18 protein-coding genes are annotated in these 19342 nt (G+C 69.3%); 17 read left to right on the forward strand and 1 reads right to left on the reverse strand.

The window, feature by feature from the left end; translation table 11 throughout:
- From ACLJK8_RS15970 to ACLJK8_RS16010, 9 genes are all read left to right on the forward strand, one after another.
- The coding region (locus ACLJK8_RS15970; protein ID WP_413151341.1) for a DAK2 domain-containing protein at positions 1–334 on the forward strand (334 nt) is incomplete at its 5' end.
- 132 nt (positions 335–466) lie between these two features.
- On the forward strand, positions 467–1219 hold the full coding sequence (locus tag ACLJK8_RS15975) for a GntR family transcriptional regulator (RefSeq protein ID WP_413151342.1): 753 nt from the start codon (positions 467–469) through the stop codon (positions 1217–1219).
- A 462-nt stretch (positions 1220–1681) separates the two neighbouring features.
- Positions 1682–2041 carry a hypothetical protein gene (locus ACLJK8_RS15980; protein ID WP_413151343.1) on the forward strand — a complete coding sequence of 120 codons (360 nt, stop codon included), beginning with the start codon at positions 1682–1684 and terminating at the stop codon, positions 2039–2041.
- A 193-nt stretch (positions 2042–2234) separates the two neighbouring features.
- Positions 2235–3551, forward strand: coding sequence for a CitMHS family transporter (locus tag ACLJK8_RS15985; protein WP_413151344.1), 1317 nt, complete (start codon positions 2235–2237; stop codon positions 3549–3551).
- Positions 3552–3704: 153 nt separating this feature from the next.
- Positions 3705–4988 (forward strand): ATP citrate lyase citrate-binding domain-containing protein, encoded by a 1284-nt coding sequence (locus tag ACLJK8_RS15990; protein ID WP_413151345.1) that lies wholly within the window; start codon positions 3705–3707, stop codon positions 4986–4988.
- Positions 4989–5102: 114 nt separating this feature from the next.
- Entirely contained in the window at positions 5103–7814 is a 2712-nt protein-coding gene (locus ACLJK8_RS15995) for a hypothetical protein (protein ID WP_413151346.1), read from the forward strand.
- 111 nt (positions 7815–7925) lie between these two features.
- Positions 7926–8879, forward strand: a complete 954-nt coding sequence (locus tag ACLJK8_RS16000) for a Bug family tripartite tricarboxylate transporter substrate binding protein (RefSeq protein WP_413151347.1) — start codon at positions 7926–7928, stop codon at positions 8877–8879.
- 585 nt (positions 8880–9464) lie between these two features.
- Positions 9465–10169, forward strand: a complete 705-nt coding sequence (locus ACLJK8_RS16005; RefSeq protein ID WP_413151348.1) for a ribonuclease activity regulator RraA — start codon at positions 9465–9467, stop codon at positions 10167–10169.
- Complete coding sequence (locus ACLJK8_RS16010; protein WP_413151349.1) at positions 10166–11092, forward strand: dihydrodipicolinate synthase family protein; 927 nt, start codon at positions 10166–10168, stop codon at positions 11090–11092. Before ACLJK8_RS16005 ends, ACLJK8_RS16010 begins: the two co-directional genes overlap by 4 nt.
- On the opposite strand, the gene ACLJK8_RS16015 is transcribed toward ACLJK8_RS16010, so the two are convergent.
- The gene (locus ACLJK8_RS16015) at positions 11089–11421 is read right to left on the reverse strand and encodes a LysR substrate-binding domain-containing protein (RefSeq protein ID WP_413151350.1); all 333 of its coding nucleotides are present in this window, start codon (positions 11419–11421) and stop codon (positions 11089–11091) included. The two genes, ACLJK8_RS16010 and ACLJK8_RS16015, sit on opposite strands and share 4 nt — an antisense overlap.
- Here ACLJK8_RS16015 and ACLJK8_RS16020 point away from each other — a divergent pair.
- The 8 genes from ACLJK8_RS16020 (at position 11414) to ACLJK8_RS16055 (ending at position 19333) form a co-directional block, all read left to right on the forward strand.
- Positions 11414–11605 carry a hypothetical protein gene (locus tag ACLJK8_RS16020; RefSeq protein ID WP_413151351.1) on the forward strand — a complete coding sequence of 64 codons (192 nt, stop codon included), beginning with the start codon at positions 11414–11416 and terminating at the stop codon, positions 11603–11605. The genes ACLJK8_RS16015 and ACLJK8_RS16020 overlap by 8 nt on opposite strands.
- Before the next feature lie 469 nt (positions 11606–12074).
- Positions 12075–13178: a polysaccharide pyruvyl transferase family protein gene (locus ACLJK8_RS16025; RefSeq protein WP_413151352.1), complete on the forward strand. Its 1104-nt coding sequence runs from the start codon at positions 12075–12077 to the stop codon at positions 13176–13178.
- Entirely contained in the window at positions 13175–13747 is a 573-nt protein-coding gene (locus ACLJK8_RS16030; RefSeq protein WP_413151353.1) for a colanic acid biosynthesis acetyltransferase WcaF, read from the forward strand. Before ACLJK8_RS16025 ends, ACLJK8_RS16030 begins: the two co-directional genes overlap by 4 nt.
- Positions 13744–14769 (forward strand): nitroreductase family protein, encoded by a 1026-nt coding sequence (locus ACLJK8_RS16035; RefSeq protein WP_413151354.1) that lies wholly within the window; start codon positions 13744–13746, stop codon positions 14767–14769. Before ACLJK8_RS16030 ends, ACLJK8_RS16035 begins: the two co-directional genes overlap by 4 nt.
- Positions 14732–15637 (forward strand): glycosyltransferase family 2 protein, encoded by a 906-nt coding sequence (locus ACLJK8_RS16040; RefSeq protein ID WP_413151355.1) that lies wholly within the window; start codon positions 14732–14734, stop codon positions 15635–15637. The genes ACLJK8_RS16035 and ACLJK8_RS16040 overlap by 38 nt, the downstream gene beginning before the upstream one ends.
- Complete coding sequence (locus ACLJK8_RS16045) at positions 15634–16713, forward strand: polysaccharide pyruvyl transferase family protein (protein WP_413151356.1); 1080 nt, start codon at positions 15634–15636, stop codon at positions 16711–16713. The genes ACLJK8_RS16040 and ACLJK8_RS16045 overlap by 4 nt, the downstream gene beginning before the upstream one ends.
- Positions 16713–18041 (forward strand): oligosaccharide flippase family protein, encoded by a 1329-nt coding sequence (locus ACLJK8_RS16050; RefSeq protein ID WP_413151357.1) that lies wholly within the window; start codon positions 16713–16715, stop codon positions 18039–18041. The genes ACLJK8_RS16045 and ACLJK8_RS16050 overlap by 1 nt, the downstream gene beginning before the upstream one ends.
- Complete coding sequence (locus ACLJK8_RS16055) at positions 18038–19333, forward strand: glycosyltransferase (RefSeq protein ID WP_413151358.1); 1296 nt, start codon at positions 18038–18040, stop codon at positions 19331–19333. The genes ACLJK8_RS16050 and ACLJK8_RS16055 overlap by 4 nt, the downstream gene beginning before the upstream one ends.
- Positions 19334–19342: the final 9 nt, after the last annotated feature.

Consider the following 19342-nt stretch of genomic DNA (forward strand, 5'->3'; position numbering starts at 1 on the left):
GCGTCACGCCGAAGCGGGCGGCGCCCCCGCGGAGGCGCTGCGCCGCGGGCTCGACCGGATGAAGGAACTCGGCGGTGCCTCGCGTGGCGACCGGACGATGATCGACGCGCTCGAACCCGCGCTCGACGCGCTGGCGGCGGGCGAGGGGATGGCCGCCGCCGCCGCCGCCGCCCGCGCGGGCGCGGATGCCACGGCGGAAATGTCCGGTGCGCGGGCCGGGCGCAGCGCCTATGTGCCGGCGGGCCATCTCGCGGGCATCCCCGATCCCGGCGCCGAGGGCGTGGCCCGCCTCTTCGAGGCGCTCGCGGCGGACGGACAGGCGCCCGGGGCATAGAGGCCCCACGGGCGCCCGGGACATGGGCGCCCGTGGCATGGGCATGCGGGGTATGGGCGCGCGGGGCCGCTGGCGCACCGACGTTTATCCTTGTATCTCAAGTACGGACACCGGCACGGGATGGATGCGCGCATGACCGAGATCGACCGCGACGCGGCGACGCCCTATTATCTGCAGCTCGCGGAGATCCTGCGCGCCCAGATCGACTCCGGGGAGCTTCGTTCGAACGACCGGCTGCCTTCGGAGAGCGATCTCTGCCGAACCTACGACCTCTCCCGCTCGACGGTGCGGGAGACGCTTCGGAGCCTGCAGGAACAGCGGCTGATCCGCATGGTCCCGCGCCGGGGCGCCTTCGTCGCCGAGCAGGGCGACGACGGCTGGACCCTGCAGGTGACACGCGGCTTTCTCGAAGTCAGTTCCGAACAGGCCGGGCGCGTCGTCGAAACCCGCGTGCTGCGCGCGGGGTTCGAGAGCTTGCCGGAGGAGGTCTGCGAAAGGCTGAGGCTGCCGAAGGGGGCGCGGGGTTTCGCGCTCGAACGCGCCCGCTCGCTCGATGGCGAATGGGTTATGCATTCCACGAACTACCTGCCCGAGGACATCGGCCGCGACCTCGAGGGGCGGCCGGTGCTGCGCGGCGAGGGGTCGCTGAACCGGACGCTGCGAGAGATCGGCATCGTCATCCAGAGCGCGCGGCGCGACCTGATGGCGGTATCCGCGCCGGCGGAGGTGGCGGAAAGCCTCCGCTGCGAGGTCGGCCAGCCGCTGCTGCTCGTCGAGTCGCTCTCGGTCAGCGACGCGGGGCGGCCGTTCGACTATTATCTCTCCTATGTCCGCACCGGGCGGCTGAGGATCTCTATCGAGGCCCGCGCAGCAGAAGATCGATGATCTCGTCCCGCCGGCGGAGCCGCTCGGCGGCGTATCGGGCGGCGGCGGCTGAGCTATAGCCTGGCCCCCCGTCCCTGGATCCTGAAAGCGAGCGCAGGGTGGGAACTCCCACCTGCGACCTTCAAGCCGAGGGTTTCCGGGTCCGGGACGCTGATCTTGATCCGTCGCGTCATGAGGTCCGGGGAGTGTCGAGCTTGCGCGAGATCGCCAGACCGGATCATCGTTGTCGCCAAAGCGATGTTGCCATGAGCGCGGCGCATCGAGTGGTCGAAGTCATGTCCTTCGATGAGCTGGGAGCGCGCGGTTGGTGACGGATCAAGGTCAAAGCCTGATCTGGTGGAGTTCAGTACTTATAAAACATAATACATCTTACGGGATATTATCCCGTACACGGGCACCCGCTAATCTGCACTGCGACTTTTGAGATCTGACAGGATGTTGGAAAGCGAAAGGACATCCTGAATGAAGATGCGCTTCAGCCATCCCGCGGGCTGGAGCCCTGAGCAGATCGGCGGGCAGATCGGCGGGCAGATCGTCGGCCGCATGCGTTTCGAAGCGGCCGCGCTCCCCGTGTCAGCCAGGAGACGATCTACCAAGTTCGTCTATTCCGACGAGGGCCGCGCGGCGGCGGGCGAAGGCATCGTGGCCCGGATCGCCGAGGTCCCGCGGCCTCGCCGCGCGGGGCGGCGCATCCGGGGTGTTGGGCGGCATGGGGAGCAAGATCGCCCCGCGCTCGCCGGCGCCAGTTCCATGACAGGTCGACCGGCTAGGGGTCTCCCCATGAAGATCGGGGAGAGACGTCGGGCTCCTGTCGGAACGTGACATGAGGGTGCCTTATCCGCTGTTCGCGCCGCCTGTCGCGCGCGGGCGGCCCGGCACGGCGGAGGCCCGGATGCCGCGCGCGGCCCGGGCCACCGTCCCTCCTCCCCGACCGATCCGGCGCCCGCGTCGTCCGACGCGTTGCCCGGTCTGACCTGCGAACGGAAATCCCGCCAGGCGGGAAAGGGAGGAAATAGTGATAACGCTGCTCGCCTACGGCATGATCATCGTCTTCATGGCGGCGATCATGACGGGCCGTCTCTCGGCCCTCGTCGCCCTCATCGTCGTTCCGGCGGCCTTCGCGCTGCTCGGCGGCTTCGGGCCGGAAATCCCCGACATGGCGATGACCGGCATCAAGGGCATCGCGCCGACGGCGGTGCTGCTGCTCTTCGCCATCCTCTATTTCGGGCTGATGATCGATCTCGGCCTGTTCGATCCGCTGGTGCGCTACGTGGTGCGGGTCTGCCATGGCGACCCGCTGCGGGTGATCGTCGGCACCACGCTCCTGTCGATGATCATCTCGCTCGACGGCGACGGTTCGACCACCTACCTGCTCGTCGTCACGGCGATGATGCCGCTGCACCGCCGCCTCGGGATCAACCCGCTGATCCTGCCCGCCGTCACGGTGTTCCCGAACGCGATCATCAACATCGCCCCCTGGGGCGGGCCGACGGCGCGCGTGATGGCCGCGCTGAATGTCGATGCCAGCCAGGTGTTCCTGCCGCTCCTGCCCTCGATCATCATCACCTGCGCCGCCGCCGTGCTCATCGCGGTCTACTTCGGCCTGCGCGAGCGGCGCCGGCTCGGCGTGATCCGGTTCGAGGGCGGCGCCGAGGGCGCGGCCGAGGAGGCCCGCGCCGCCGCCGCCGCCTCGACCCGCGCGGTCGTGGAACGCTCGGGCGCGCTCAAGATCTTCAACGCGGCCCTGACGGGCGCCATTCTCATGCTGCTCGTCGCCGACGTGCTGCCGCTGGCGCTGGTCTTCATGTTCGGCTTCGCCATCGCGATGACGGTCAACTTCCCGCGCATCCGTGAACAGCGGGCCCGGATCGAGGCCCATGCCGGCAGCGTGCTGATGGTGGTGGCCGTGGTCTTCGGCGCGGGCGTCTTCACCGGCATCCTCTCGGGCACCGGCATGACCGACGCGCTGGCGAAGAGCGTCGTCAACGTCATCCCGACGGAGGCCGGGCCCTACCTGCCGCTCATCACCGCGGTGATCTCGGCGCCGTTCACCTTCTTCCTGTCGAACGACGCCTTCTATTTCGGGATCGTGCCGGTGCTCGCCCAGGCGGCCGCCGAATACGGCATCCCGCCCGAGGTCATGGCGCGCGCCTCGCTGATCGGCCAGCCGGTGCACATGCTGAGCCCGCTGGTGCCGGCCGCCTATGTGCTGACCGGTCTTTCGGAGGTCGAGTTCGGCGCGCACCAGCGCTTCAGTCTCAAATGGGCGATCCTGCTCGCCTGTGTCATGCTCGTGGCCGCGGTCCTGACCGGCGCGCTGCCGATCTTCTGAACGGAGCGGGGCGGTCTCCGGGCCGCCCCGAGAAGGCTCGCCCGCCGCGGGGCGGATGAAAAGACCGGCGCGATGAAGCGCGGATCGCCAGAACGGTGACAGGTTGGGCCGGTAGAAGTCGCGACAGATCAATCGAAGGGATGGAATCACCTCATGCAACTGAACGGGATGCTTTACGGGTCGCAACTGCTGGATCATGTGGGATTTCCGGCTTCGGAGGTTCTCGGGCCGGACGCGGGCGAGGATGAGATCCAGGGGTTGATCGACCGGCACGGGCTGATCTTCATCAAGCCGGTGTTCCGGGGCGGGGTTGGCAAGAAGGGCAAGGCGGGGCTGGTCGGCAAGGCGCGGACGCTGAAGGAGGCGCTGGCCGAGAAGGAGCGGCTCTATTTCTGCGAGCACCGCCACGGCAACGCAAGCGCCAAGGCCAATGGCGTCACCTTCGAGGCGGGCGTCCCGGCCGAGCACGAGGTCTATTTCTCGATCACCGACGACACGCGCTACCGGGCGCCAACGATGACGCTGACGCATCGCGGCGGCATGGATATCGAGGAACTGCCGAAATCCGACGTGGCGACGGTGCCCTTCGAGGCGCTGACCGGCCTGAAGGCCTTCGTGGTCGCCAATGCGCTGACCGACATCGGCGCGCCGAAGGAGATCATCTCGCCGCTGGTCCAGCACCTGCCGAAGCTCTGGGAACTGGTGCATCACTACGGGATGACGACGCTCGAGCTCAATCCGATCCGGATGATGCCGGGCAAGGGCGGGCGGCTGACGCCGATCGCCTGCGACTTCAAATGCGGCTTCGACCGCGACGATGCGCGCGTCGCCCGCCTCGGCCTGCCCGACCAGCTCTTCGCCTCGGATGTCTCGGCCTTCGAGCAGGAGGTGAACCAGCTCCGCACCCACCAGGGCCAGTCGGATGTCTTCGTGATCAACGAACAGGGCACGATCCTCGCGCCGACCTTCGGCGGCGGCGCCAACAGCCTCGTGACCGAGGTGCTGGGCGAGGCTGCGATCATCTCCTCGGATTTCGGCGGCAACCCGCCCTACGAGAAGATGAAATCGGTCGCCTCGATCTGCTACCGGCATTTCCTGAAGCAAACCAACGTGCTCTTCATCATCGGCGGCAAGTCGAACAACACCGATATCCACGAGACCTTCCGCGGCATGGGCGACGCGCTCAGGGAGCATTTCGCGGCGCACGGGCCGACGCCGCTCTATGTCGTGGTCGGCCGCGGCGGCCCCAACCTCGTGCGCGGCATGGGCAATCTCGCGGAGACGCTGGAGGCGCTCGGCCTGCCCTACCGCTTCTTCGGCTTCGACAGTGCGATCTCGGAGGTGGTGAACTACGCCCGCCGGGTCGATGACTGGATGCGCGCCGGCGGCCGCGCGGAGATCGCCGCGAGCCTCGGGATCAAGGCCGACGCCGCCTGAGATCCAGGCCTGAGCCACGGAACGGGTCCGAACAGGCCCGAACGAACACCGACATATCAAGGCGCGGCGTCCCGTCCCCTCGGACGGTCGATGCGCGCGGGAGAGGAAAGCGAAATGTTTCACCAGGGAATCCAGGGCATCCCCTATTATCTCGGACTGCGCTCGCTCAGTGAGATCGCGACCCGCGAGGACCGGGTCTGCGTGCTCAACATCGCCGGCGGCGAGAGCCGGCAGGTGACGCCGACGAGCCATGTCTTCTCGGGCGGCAATGTGGTCTTCGGCACCTCGCCGGGCCGCGCCGGGCAGGTCCTGAAGACCTCCGAGGGCGATATCCCGATCTTCAACAACGTGCGTGAAGGTCTCGAGGCCGGGCATGCGTTCAACACCGGCGTCGTCTACCTGCCGCCCTCGGGCGTGCGCGACGGCGTGGCGGAGCTGATCCGGGTGAACCCCGAGCTTCGCAAGATCGTCATCATCACCGAGAAGATCGCCGTCCATGACGCGCGCGAGATTCGGGCGATGGCGCAGGCGAACGGCGTCGACATCATCGGCGGCAATTGCCTCGGCGTGGCGGACAGCTGGAACCGGGTCAGGATCGGCGGCGCGCTCGGCGGCGACCATCCGGCGGAATCGCTCATCAAGGGGTCGGTGGCGATCTTCTCGAACTCGGGCGGCTTCACCACGACGATCGCGCAGTATCTCGGCACCGAGGGCTGGGGCACGACGACGCTGATCTCCTCGGGCAAGGATGTCTACATCCACTACGCCGCGCCGGATTTCGCCCGCGCCTTCGCCGCCGACGACCGCTCCAAGGCGGCGGTGCTCTATGCCGAGCCCGGCGGCTATTACGAGCGCGGCATCGAATGGACCAAGCCGGTCGTCGCCTGCGTCGTCGGCCGCTGGAAGTCGAAGCTGACGCGCGCCGTGGGCCATGCCGGCGCGATGGCGGGCTCGGGCGACAAGGCCGAGGACAAGGAAGACTGGTTCATGGAGGCCTTCGGCGTCGATGCGATCTTCACGCCGGAGAATCCCGTCGTCTCGAAGAAGGGCGCGGTCGTCACCAATATCGCCGACATTCCCGCCGCGCTGACCGCCGTGATGAAGCTCAACGGCTCCGAGCCGGATTTCGCGCCGCGCGGCGACCTGGAGCTCAAGCCCTGGATCGCGAACGACCAGGGGCTGCGGCTGCCGCCGGAGATCGCGCTCGACGTGGTGACGGCGCCCGAACCCTATGCCGGGCAGATCGGCCGGCTCGGCCAGCAGGTCGGCGCCGTGGTCGCGCGCCAGACGATGAAGGACAAATCGGGCGCCAGCGTCATGGACCCGAAGACCCAGGTGACGAGCGTGCACGGCCATGAGGTGCTCGACCTGGCGCTGCGCCCGCTCGAGGCCTGTTTCGCGCTGCCGCTCGTGCACGAGATCGCCGACGAGAACGACCGGGCGCTGCTCGATGTCGCGGTGGCGGCCGAGGTGAACCTCGTCGGCGACCCGATCCTCGTCGCCACCGACGCGGCGCGCGAGGCCGGCAACGCGCCGAACGCGATCATGGCGGTCGCCGCCGCGATCACCGGGCCGAAACGGGTCGAGCGCGCGCTCGCCTGCTCGGCGGCGCTGATCGACGCCTTCGCCCATTCCGGGCTGCGCGATGGCCGCGACGAGGCTTTCGACACCTCCGCCGTCGTCATGGACGACGCGACCCGCGCGCTCTTCCGCGCGACGCCGGAGGAGGCCGATGATCCGCGCCCCGAGGCGATGCTGCGCGCGATCGAGGCGCGCGGTGGCAAGTCGGCCTTCCTGAAGTATCTCGGAGGCTTCGGCGAGCGGCTCAGCCGCGACGCGATCCTCGCCGCGATCGCGACGACGATCGCCTGGGGTCCGCTCATGCGCAAGCGCATCACCCGGCTGACCGCCGAGACGCTGCCCTGGTATCTCCGGCTCTACGGCGTGATGGTCGGCGCGACCATTCCGGGCGAGCATCATCAGCCGGGCTCGCTCCGGGGCATCCCGCGCGACGAGCGTTTCGGGCAATGGACCATGGCCGATCTCTGCTTCCTCGCCATGACCGGCAAGAAGCCGACGGAGGAGGAGGCGCTGCCGCTCCGCATCCTCGTCGGGCTCCTGATCTCCAACGGCCCGGGCTCGATCTCGGCCCAGGGCGCCAAGGGCGCGGTCGCCGCCGACGGTCCGCAGACGCCGGGCCGGGTGCAGATCAACAAGGCGATGATCGGCTTCCTCAGCCATTGCGGCTACAGCCATGGCGGCAACGGCTACGAGGGCATGGCCTTCCTGCTCGACCAGTTCAAGGACAAGGGACTGACCGATCCGAGCGATCCCGGCCACGGCATCGACCTCAAGGCGATGGCGCGCGACTTCGCGAAGGCCTACCGGCGCGAGAAGAAGGCCTCGAAGGAGGTCGGCGCCGAGCTTCGCGCGCTCCCCGGCGTGCATCACCCGATCTTCAAGGGCAAGCCGGTCAACCACGACCCGCGCGAGCGTTTCGTCGCCGAGTACATGGCCGAGGCCGGGCGCTACAACGTGTTCCACGCCTTCTACCGCGAACTCGTCCAGGCGCTCTACGAGGAAGGCGCCAGCCCTTACGTCTTCTGCGTCAACGTCGACGCGGTCATCGCCGCGCTCCTGCTCGCGCTGCTCTGGCCCGACTACCAGGCCGGCCGCCTCAGCGAACGCGAACTCGAAACCGCCGCCTTCACCGTCTTCCTCTACGGCCGCATGATCGGCTCCGCCGCCGAGATCGACGACCATCTCAACCGCGGCCGCAACATGGACACGAGAACACCGGCGTCCCAGTGCGCCCACGGCGTCTGAACCAAGGCGCTCCGGACTCCGCCGGCCACGCGCCGGCGGAAGAGCGGGCCCGCCGCGCGTGGCGCCCTTCATGCGCGGCGGGTCCCGTGCCAACATAACGGGAGGATTCACATGCTACGACTGGCCACCGCCGCGCTCATCATCAGCTGGATGCCCGCCTGGGGCGCGGATTACACGATCATGGCGCCGGCCGCGGAGGGCGGCGGCTGGGACCAGACCGCCCGCGCGATGCAGGGCGCGCTCATCGAGGACGGCATCTCCGAACAGGTCGATGTCGTGAACGTGCCCGGCGCCGGAGGCACGACCGGCCTTGCCCGGTTCGTCCGGGAGGCACGGGGAAATCCGCGGGAGCTGATCGTCGGCGGCTCGGTCATGGTCGGCGCGATCATCGCCAACCATTCGCCGATCGACCTCGACGCCGTCACGCCCATCGCCCGGCTCACCAGCGAGCAGGAAGCCATCGTCGTCCCGGCGTCGAGCACCATCCGGAGCATGGCCGACATCGTCGTCATGCTGAAGGCCGACCCGCGCTGGGTCGTCTGGGGCGGCGGCTCGGCCGGGGGCGTCGACCACATCCTCGCCGCGAAGATCGCCAAGGCGGTGGGAGTCGACCCGACGCAGATCGACTACGTCCCCCATTCCGGCGGCGGCGAGGCGGTGGCCGCGCTCAAGGCCAACGAGGTCATGGTCGGCATCTCGGGCCTCGCGGAGTTCGAGAGCGAGATCCGGGCGGGCAACCTGCGCCTGCTCGCGATCGCGGGACAGCGGCGGATCGAGGGCGTGGACGCGCCCACCTTGCGCGAACTGAACATCGACGTCGCACTCGAGAACTGGCGGATGGTCGCGGCGCCGCCGGGCATCACCCCGGATGAGGAAGCCGGGATCGCGGCCGATATCGAGAAGCTCGCCGGGTCGGCCGCCTGGAGCCGCGCGCTCGAGGCACGCGGCTGGCGCGACAGCTACCTGACCGGCCGGGCCCTGGAGCAGCAGCTCGCGACGGAGGTCAGGACGACCAGGCTGATCCTCGCCGAGCTCGGACTGCTGACCCTGAACCCGGCCGACTGACCCACCCCGGCACGCGCCGCCCGGCCCTCTCGCGCGGGGCACGCGACGGAGGAGCCCGGTGATCTCCCCTGGCGACACGCTCGACACGCGCTGGCGGACCGCGAGATCGATGCCAGCGGAGGCCCCGAGCCGATCGAGCAGCAATGGGCAATCGGCTCGCAAAGGGTATCCTCCGGACGCGCGGGCCGGCCCAAGCCCTTGAGCCGGCGCAGGTCTGGGTCGCGGTTCCGTTCGAGGATCGCACGGCCCGCGTCCGAAGGCCGGACCTGCCGGCCGGCGCGCACTGGCAGGGGGACGCCGATCGGCTCTCCGAGCGCCCGCGTCCGTTGCGCGACCGCCGCTGGACTCGGCGACCAAGCCATGCTCGATGAAGCTGGCGAAGGTCTCGGGGAAGCGGGTGTCGATCAACGGTTTCCCCGTGGTCCGAAGACAGGACAAGGCGGCTTTCCGGTCGGCCGTCATGATGCGCCGGCGGAACACGGGCGACGCCGTGGCGTTTCTCGCCAGCGCGCGCTGCCTTGTATCACCGGATCGATCCTCCGCGTCGACGGCGGCCTGATCGCCAGCATCTGAAGGGAAATGACCATGGCACTCGATCCGAAGACCGTTGAAATCCTGAAGGGCGTCTCGACCGCGACCCTGACGACGGTCCTCCTGAAGAAGGGCCTGCGCAACGTCTGGATGCGCGGCACGATGCCGATCCGCCCCGGCCAGGGCCGCCTCGTCGGCCCCGCCTTCACGCTCCGCTTCGTGCCCGCCCGCGAGGATCTCGCGACGCCGGCGAGCTGGGGCGCGCCGATCTCGACCCGGGCGGCGATCGAGGCGATGCCCGAGGGCGTGATCGTCGTCGCCGGCGCCATGGGGGTCGCCGACGCCGGCATCTTCGGCGACATCCTCTGCGCGCGCATGGTCAGGCGCGGGGTGACGGCCCTCGTCACCGATGGCGTGATGCGCGACGCGGCCGGCGTTCTCGGCACGGAACTGCCGGTCTGGTGCGACGGCATCGCCGCCTCGCCCTCCGTCGCCGGCCTCACCTTCGTCGGCTGGCAGGAGCCCATCGGCTGCGGCGGCGTCGCGGTCTTCCCCGATGACGTGATCGTCGCCGACGACGACGGCGCCGTGCTGATCCCGGCCGCCTTCCTCGACGCGGTGCTCGCCGAGGCGCCGGAGCAGGAGGCGATGGAGGCCTGGATCATGACCGAGGTCGACCGAGGCGTCCCCCTGCCCGGCCTCTACCCGATGAACGACGAGACGAAGGCGCGCTACGCGGCGTGGAAAGCCTCGCGATGAGCTTCGGCACCGCGACGAAGGGCGTCTATCCGATCGCGGCGACCCCGTTTCACCCGGACGGGCGGCTCGATCTCGATGGCGTCGACCGGCTGACCGACTTCTATCAGGCGGCGGGCGCGACCGGCATGACCATCCTCGGGATCATGGGCGAGGCGGGGAAGCTCGAACCCGAGGAGTCGCGCGCCATCGCCCGCCGGGTCGTCGCCCGCGCGAAGGTGCCGGTCGTCGTCGGCGTCTCCGCCCCCGGCTTCGCCGCGATGCGGAGCCTCGCCCGCGAGGCGATGGAGGCGGGCGCCGCCGGCGTCATGATCGCGCCGGCGCCGCATCTGCGCAGCGACGAGCAGATCGCGGCCTGGTTCGTCCAGGCCGTCGAGGCGATCGGCCCCGACGTGCCCTGGGCGCTGCAGGACTATCCGCTGACGCTCTCCGTGGTGCTGTCGGTGCCGGTGATTGCCCGGATCATGGCCGAGCACCCGTCCTGCGTCATGCTCAAGGCCGAGGACTGGCCCGGGCTCGAGAAGCTGAGCGCGCTGCGCAAGCTACAGGCCGAGGGGCGGCTGCGGCCCTTCTCGATCCTGACGGCCAATGGCGGGCTCTTCCTCGATTTCGAACCCGAACGCGGCTCGGACGGGGCGATGACCGGCTATGCCTTTCCGGAGATGCTGGTCGAACTCACCCGGCTTCACGCGAAGGGCGCGCGCGACGCGGCGCATGACCTCTTCGACGCGCATCTGCCGCTGATCCGCTACGAACAGCAGCCCGGCATCGGGCTTTCGGTACGCAAATACGTGCTGATGCGCCGGGGCATCATCGCCTGCGACGTCCAGCGCAAGCCCGGGCCGATGCTCTCGGCGACGGCGCGGGCGGAGGTCGACTACCTGCTCCAGCGCCTCGCGCAGCACGATCCGAGAGCGGCGGTCTAGGCTTCGCTGCCGGCTTCGGCGTCATCCTCACCGCCGACGGCGCAGGCGCCTCCGGCGGTGAGAAGCCGGCGATGCAGTTCCGAGATCAGCATCGCGCGGGCACCGTCCTGGCGTTCCACGAGACCGATCCGGCGTAAGAGCGGCGGCGCGCCGAAAGGCACGCTGACCAGCGGCGCCGCGCAATCGGCGATCGCCACCCGGGGCACCACCGAGACCCCGAGGCCGTTCGCGACGCAGGAGACGATGGCCGAAACCGTGTCGATCTCGGCGACCTCGCTCCGGTGGTTCTCCGGCGCGGGGGTGCTCGTCTGCGTGTCGCAGATGGCCAATTACATGGCGCTCGCCTTCGCTCCTGTGTCGGTTGTGGCGCCGATCCACCGCCTCTCGCTGGTGTTCCGGATCTTCGTCAACACCTGGCTCAATCGCGACCACGAGGTGCCGGGCGGCCGGGTCTGGGCGGCGACCCTGATCGGCCTCGCCGGCGCTTTGCTCCTGACCCTGCCCCTGACGTGACCATGAGCCGGAAGCGCGCCGTCCCGGGAGTGGTGGGGGCGGTCGGTTCCAGATCGCGCTCGGATGGTCGCGTGCCGCCCCGTGTCGGCCATGTGAGATCGAGAGGCCTTCTCGCAAGATCGTGCCTTTCGAGGCATGCGGCGTGCGACGTGCGACCGGGCAGCACCGGCTCCAGGGGCGCACCGGGACCCGCCGGCGCGGTCCCGGGGGGCGGAGGATCTGGTACCAGATCGTATCGCTCTGACATGCTGCGACAAATAAACACTCTAACAAAATTCCCATCTCGATATATATCTACCTCGTGTACTCGAGGATCGATGAAAATGTCGTGATGAATATAATAAATAAATCACGATAATCATCGCGTAGAGTCGAGTACGGTAATGGGCATATCGGAATGAACGGGCAGATAACAGGCTCGGTCAGAGCTGGAATTCTGACATATCATTTCAGCGACAACTTCGGCGCCATGATGCAGGCGTATGGGCTCCGCACCTGGCTGCGGCGGCTGGGTGTCGAGGCGGAGTTCGTCAACTACCACCCGAGCCATGTCGAGAACGGCGGCGGGTTCCGGGTTCCGACCGGCCGCCGCGCGATCCGCGCCAATGCGAAGATCCTCTACCTGAAGGCCGCGGCGGCGCGGCGGCGGCTCTTCGGCGAGAAGGAGCAGGCCGCCAAGATCGCGGCCTTCCAGGCGGAGGATCTCGGGATCACGGGACCGAGGTTCCGGACCAGGGAGGAGGTCGACGGCTTTCTCGCGGAAACGCGGCCGGACCTGCTGATCTGCGGTTCCGACCAGATCTGGGCACCCAGCCAGCAGTACGGCATCGACCCGGTCTATTACCTGAGCCTTCCCCGCGCCCGGAACACGCGCCGCGTCTCCTATGCGCCGAGCCTCGGGCGGGCATCGCTCGACGCCACCTACGAGACCGAGGCGGCGCGTCATCTCCGGGAGTTCGACGGCCTGTCCGTGCGCGAGCCGAGCGGCGCCGCGATCGTGTCGCGGCTGACCGGCCGCGCCGATGTCGCCTGCGTGCCCGATCCAACGATCCTGCTCGGCGATTACAGCGACCTCGCGGCGCGGGGCGGCGATGTCGGGGAGGGTCACGTCTTCTGCTATGCGCTCCGGACCGGACAGGGTATCCGGCAGGTGGCCGAGGCGGCGCGGGACCTCACCGGCGCGCGCATCCTGTCGCCCGACAACCCGCACCGGCGCTGGCCCGAGATCGGCGAAACCGTGCATCCCTCGCCGGCGGAATGGGTCGCCCATGTCTCGCGCGCGCGTTACGTGGTCTCCAATTCCTTCCACGGCACGGTTTTCGGCATCCTCTTCCGCAAGCCCTTCGTGACCGTGGCCCTGCCCGGCGCGCGCGGCGCGTTGAACGAGCGTTCGCTGAGCCTCCTGACGGCGCTCGGCCTCGAAGACCGCTTCGTCGACGGCACCGACCGGGAGCGGACCCGGCGGGTGCTGGAGGCGCCGATCGACTGGAGCGCGGCCGGGACGCGCCTCGCCGCGATGCAGGCGACGGGGCGAGGCTGGCTCGCGGACCAGATCGCGCGGGTCGCCGCATGACCGATTTCGCCGCCCTCCGCTACGTCGACACGATCCCGAAACGCGAGAAGGCGCTGCGGCAGATCTGGGTGCTGGTCTACCTGCTCGCCTTCCGGCCGACGCCGAGGGGACTGCTGAACGGCTGGCGGCTCTTCCTGCTGCGCCGCTTCGGGGCACGAGTGGGGCGCGGCTCGAAGGTGGCGCCGAGCTGCTTCGTCTGGGCGCCGTGGAATCTCGAAATGGGCGAGTTCTCGGTGCTGGGCGACCGGGTCGATTGCTATGCGATGGCCAAGATCCGCATCGGCTCGAAGGTCGCGATCAGCCAGAGATCCTTCCTCTGCGCGGGGACGCATGATGTGGCCTCGCCGCTGCGGCCGCTGGTCACCCGCCCGATCCGGATCGGCGATCACGCCTGGATCGCGGCCGAGACGATGGTGATGCCGGGGGTGCGGATCGGCACCGGCGCGGTGATCGGCGCGCGCTCCCTCGTCACGCGCGACATGCCCGACTGGACGGTCTGCGCGGGCCATGTCTGCCGCCCGCTCCGGCCGCGCCGGCGCGATCCTGAAAGATGGGGGGCGGAGACATGAGCCGCGTCGGCGCGCTGGCGGTCCGGGCCGGGAAGCTCGGCGGTTTCGCCACCGAATTCCTCGGGGACATGTGGGCCTATCTCCGCTTCTGCGGCCTGTCGCCGCTGCAGGACCGGCAGAAGCAGCGTTTCTACAAGCTGCTGATCGAATGTCACGCGCTCGAAAAGGGCCTGTCGCTGCGCGATCCGCGACCGCTGTTCGGCCAGCCGAGGATCGATTTCCTGATGGCGGAACTCGATCGCTACGACATCGGCCGCTCGCCGCTGCCCGCCGAGATGGTGCTCGGCACGCTCGCGACCTATGCCGAGACGCATCGCGCGCGCGGGGTCAGCGACCCCCTGCTCGCCCGTCTGGAAGACTATGTTTCCGAACGGCGCGCCCGCCTCGGCGTGACCCCGAACGGCGGCCTGCGCCATTTCGCGAGCGCCTATGCCGACGTGGCGGGACACGCGCCCGCCGCCTTCCTCGCCTCGCGGTTCGCCAGCCGGACCTTCGCCGACACGGCGCTCGACCGGGACCGGGTCCGCGCGGTCGTCGAACTCGCCCAGTCCGCCCCCTCGCAGTGCAACCGCCAGTCCAGCCACGCCTGGTTCTATCAGTCGCCCGACACGATCGCCCGGCTGCTGGCGCTGCAGGGAGGCGCCAGCGGCTTCGCCGGGGACATCCGCAATCTTCTTCGTCATAACCTCCGATCTCGCAGCCTGGGGCGGCGCGCAGCAGCGCAACCAGCTCTATGTCGACGGCGCCCTGTTCTCGATGTGCCTCGTCTATGCGCTCTACGCCCACGGCCTCGCCAGCTGTCCGCTCAACCTCGCCGTGACGAATGCCCGGGAACGCGCGATCCGCGCCGCCGGGGGCATCCCGAAGGACCAGCGGGTGATCATGATGATCGCCGCGGGCAAGCCGCTTCACACGCGCGCCGTCTCCGCCGCGCGCTCGCCGCGCCGCGAGACGGCGGAGATCCTGCATTTCGAGTAGCATCCGATGACGCCCGATCTCACCACGATCATCCTGACCCATAACGAGGCGATCCATATCGCGCGTGCCATCCGCTCCGTCGAGGGGATCTCGCGGCGCATCCTCGTCGTCGACAGCTTCTCGACCGACGCCACCGTCGAGATCGCGCGCGGGCTCGGCGCCGAGGTGATGTGCCACCCCTTCGTCAACCAGGCCAGACAGTTCCAGTGGGCGATGGACAATGGCGGCGTCGACACCGCCTGGGTGCTGCGGCTCGACGCCGACGAGATCATCGAGGATGACCTCGCCGCCGAGATCGCCGAGCGGCTGCCGGCCCTCGGCCCGGAGACGGTGGGCGTCAACCTCAAGCGCAAGCACATCTTTCTCGGCCGCTGGATTCGCCACGGCGGGCGCTACCCGCTCCTGATGCTGCGTATCTTCCGCGCGGGGCACGGCCGGGTCGAGGATCGCTGGATGGACGAGCACATCCTCGTCGAGGGCGGCGATGTCGTGGTCTTCGAGGGCGGTTTCGCCGATCACAATCTGAACGGCCTCGGCTATTTCATCGACAAGCACAATCGCTACGCGACCCGGGAAGCGGTCCAGACGCTGATCGACCGAAGCACCGACGCGGCCGATCCGATGCGGCTGTCCGGCGGGTCGAGGCAGGCCCGGTTCAAGAGATACGTCAAGACGAGACTCTACGACCGAGTTCCCTATCACATCTCGTCACTGGCCTATTTCCTGTACAGATACTTCATCAGGATCGGCTTCGCCGACGGATATCCCGGCCTGATCTATCATTTCCTGCAGGGCTTCTGGTACAGGTTCCTCGTCGGCTCCAAGATCTACGAGATCGAACTCGGCATGCGCGGCCTTTCCGCCGAGGAACGGCCGGCGCATATCGCCCGCGTGACCGGCGTCGCGCCATGACCGCGTTCCTGTCACTCCGGACGCGGTACGAGAACCTCGGGAACGAGATCATCAACACGCTGCTGATCCGCGAGCTCTGCCGGCGGGGCCGGGTCGTCGGGCTCGGAAGCGGGGTGCCCGGGTGGTATCTGGAGAGCATCCGCGCCGGCCTCGGGCGGCTTTCCGAGCGGCTCACGGTGGTTCCCCGGAGGCGGCAGTTCGCGCTCGCGATCCTGAAGGCTGGCCTCCGGGAACCGGGCTCGCTCATCTTCACCTCCCGCGGGGATGTCTCGAACCCGCGCTCGAACTACCGGCGGGACGTTTACCTCTACGCGCTTCAGCGGCTGCCCGGGATGAACCTCGCGCTCGTGGGCGCCTCGTTCGATACGATCTCGCCGTCGAAGGCCTGGCTCCTGAGGGCCGCGCAGCGCCGGGGTGGCGCGATCTCGGTGCGGGACTCGCGGTCCCGGCTGCTCCTCGCCGGGGCCGGTGTCGGTGCGCCGCTGGTTCCCGATCTCGCCTTCCTGCTGCCGACGACGGAGCCGAAGGCCGGGCCGCGTCGTCTCGCACTCTTCATGCCGCGACGGCGAGCCACCATACCGGTCGACAAGGTGGCCGGTATCGTCGCACACTCCGCCGACGTGCTGCGGAGCCGGGGGCTGGAACCCGCGATCGCCTGGCAGTCCGGACAGGACGCCTCCTTCTGTCGCGCCCTCGCCCGCGCCGCCGGCCTGCCCGTGGCAACGCCGTCGGAGCGAACGGTCGGGCGCCTGCCGGCGATGGAGAAACTGTATCGGGAGAGCGCGATCGTGCTCAGCAACCGGCTGCACGCGCTTCTGATCGCGGCGGCGAACGGCGCCCTGCCGGTCGCCCTGCTCGAACCGGAGGAGACCAGGGTCCGCGGGATCTTCGAGGACGCCGGCTGGGCCGATCTCGTCACCGACGCGCGCGCCGTCCCCGATCTCGAACGGCTCGCCGGCCACCGGTTCGCGCGGGAAGGCGCGGGCCCGGCCTTCGCCGACGCCGCGGAGCGCATCCGATGCTATCTCGACCGCGTGGTCGGCCAGCCGGACCGCCAGCCGGAATGCGACGGGTGATGGCCGGGACCGGCGGATCGGCATCGAGCGTCCTCGGCACCGTGCGACGATCCGCGCCGCTCATCGCCGTGCTCGGCGTCTCGAAGCTGCTCGCCCTGCTGTCCTCGGTGGTGATCGCGCGCTTCTTCGACCGCGAAACCTCCGGCGTCATCTTCTTCGTGCTCGGCATCGGCCCGCTCAGCGTGGCGATCACCACATTCGGGCTCGCGGCGGCGTCGAGCTACTATTATTCGCGCAACCTCCGCCGCGAGCGATACGGTCGCAACTGGCAGATCTTCAACCTCTCCCTGCTCGTCGCCATCCCGCCGTCCGTCCTTCTCGGCTTCTTCGCTCTCACCATGGAGGAGACGAGGGGCGCGATCGGGCCGCTCATCTTCTTCGTCATCGCCACGAGCTGCTTCGCGGCGGCGGTGCGGCAGATGGTCAAGATGATCTTCACGATCGAGCACCATCGCGACTGGAGCATCGTCCACGACAGCATCACCTACAACGCCGTCATCGTCCTCGCGGTGGTGGTCTGGAGCCTGGTGCGCGGCAGCCGCGAACTGAGCCTGATGACCGGGCTCATCGCGATCCTCATGGCCTCGATCATCGCCTGCGGACTGGCGATCTGGCATGCGAGACGCCAGCTGAGCGACGGCCGCGGGCCCTTCGCGATCGGAGCATTCCCGCGCCGTCGCTACATCGCCGTGCTGATGGCGATCGCGATCCCGTCGATGATCGCCCAGGGCGGCGGGCACCTGCTCAACAAGGTCGATGTCGTCATGATCGGCCCGATGGCCGGGCCGGTGGAGGTCGGCGCGTACAGCGTCGCCATGCGGACGAGCTACATCGCCGGCCTGCTGGCCGAGGTCGTGCTCATCTTCCTCGCCCCGAAGCTCATCGCCATCGGAGCGAGCGGCGACCGCGTGGCGCAATGGCGTATCCTGAAGTTCGCGATGACGCTGCAGGCGGCCGCGCTGGCGGTCGTGACGATCCCCCTCGTCATCTTCGCCGAGCCCGTGATCGCGCTCATCTTCGGGCGGCAATACACGGATGTCGCGACGACCTATCTGATCCTGCAGGCGGGCCGGACACTCACCGGCCTCTTCAGCCCGATCATCGCGCTCTTCACCGCGCTCGGCCACAGTCGCGAACTCGCGCGGGCGGCGGTGGTCGCCGCCGGCGCCAATGTCGCGTTCAATCTCTTCCTGATCCCGCTGTGGGGCGCGCAAGGCGCCGCTCTCGGCACATCGATCGCCCTGACGATCCTGTTCCTGAACTATATCCGCCTCGCTTGGCGCATTCGCGGCCAGGCGCTGGCCGCCCAGGGCGAGAGGCCCGGATGACGACGCGGCCAGGATCATCGCACGGGCCGGGAACGATGCATGCGGAGCGGAGCATCGCCTCCCCGGAGGCGGCGGATGATGCCGCGCCCGAGCCGGTTCCGCGGGTCCTCGTCGTCATTCCCGCGATCTGCCGCGCGGGTGGCGGCGTCGCCGAAGCGGCCCGCGTTCTCGCCCTCGGGCTCGCACGCGCGGGCGTCCGGGTTTCGGTCGTCACGAAACGCACGCCGCATTTCGCCGAGGATCGGGCGGGCTGGGGCGATATCGAGATCCGCGCCTATCCCGCGCGCGGGCCGGCGGCGCTCGGGTTCGCGCCGGGCATGTTCCGCGACCTCGCCCGGGCGGAGGCGGATCTCGCGCATGTCCACGGGCTCTGGATGCTGCATTGCCTCGCGGCGCTGCGCTGGCATCGCCGGACCGGGCGGCCCTATGTCGTGACGCCGCACGGGATGCTGGAGCGCTGGATCACGCGGCGGTCGCCCTGGCGCAAGCGGGTCTTCTCGGCGCTGTTCCACGACCGCTTCCTCAGCGCCGCCGCCGGGCTGCATGTCCTGACGCCGAAGGAGGCGGGCGATGTCGCCGAGACGCTGGGCGCGTTACCCGTGACCGAGGTGCCGAACTTCCTGCCCGACCGGCCGCGCGCCTCGGCCCGGCCGCGCTGGTGGGCGCCCTCGATGGCGGGCCGGACGGTGTTCCTCTTCCTCGGCCGGATTCACGACAAGAAGGGCTGGCGGGAGCTTTGCGCGGCCTGGGCGGCGCGGAGCGCGGCGGACCCGGCCTTTCGCGACGGAGCCTTCCTCGTCTTCTGCGGCTGGCTCGACGACGTGCCCGATTTCGCGGAGACCGTGGCCGGGGTCGCGGCGCGGTTCGGCAACATCCTCCACGCCGGCCCCCAGTACGGCGAGGACAAGTTCGCAAGCTACGCGGCGGCGGATTTCTTCATCCTGCCGTCGAAGAGCGAGGGGCTGCCGATGGCGGTGCTCGAAGCCTGGCAGGCGGGGACGCCGGTGCTGATGACCGAGGCCTGCAACCTGTCGCCGGCCTTCGCAGCGGGCGCGGCCCTCAGGATCGGGGAAAGCGTCGGGGAGATCGAGGCGGGGATCGCGACGGCCTTCGCGCTCCCGAAGCGGGGCCGCCGGGAGATGTCCCGGGCCGGTCAGGCGTTTCTGGCGCGCTTCTACGGCGAGAAGGGCACCATCGCCCGCATGATCGCGTTCTACCGGGAGGCCGGCGCCCTTGACCGGCCCGCCCGGCACGCGCGGAGCCAGGGGAGATCCGGCCGTCGGAACCGGTAGCCGCGGCCG

The sequence above is a fragment of the Amaricoccus sp. W119 genome (assembly GCF_047275745.1).
In the GTDB taxonomy this organism is placed as follows: domain Bacteria; phylum Pseudomonadota; class Alphaproteobacteria; order Rhodobacterales; family Rhodobacteraceae; genus Amaricoccus.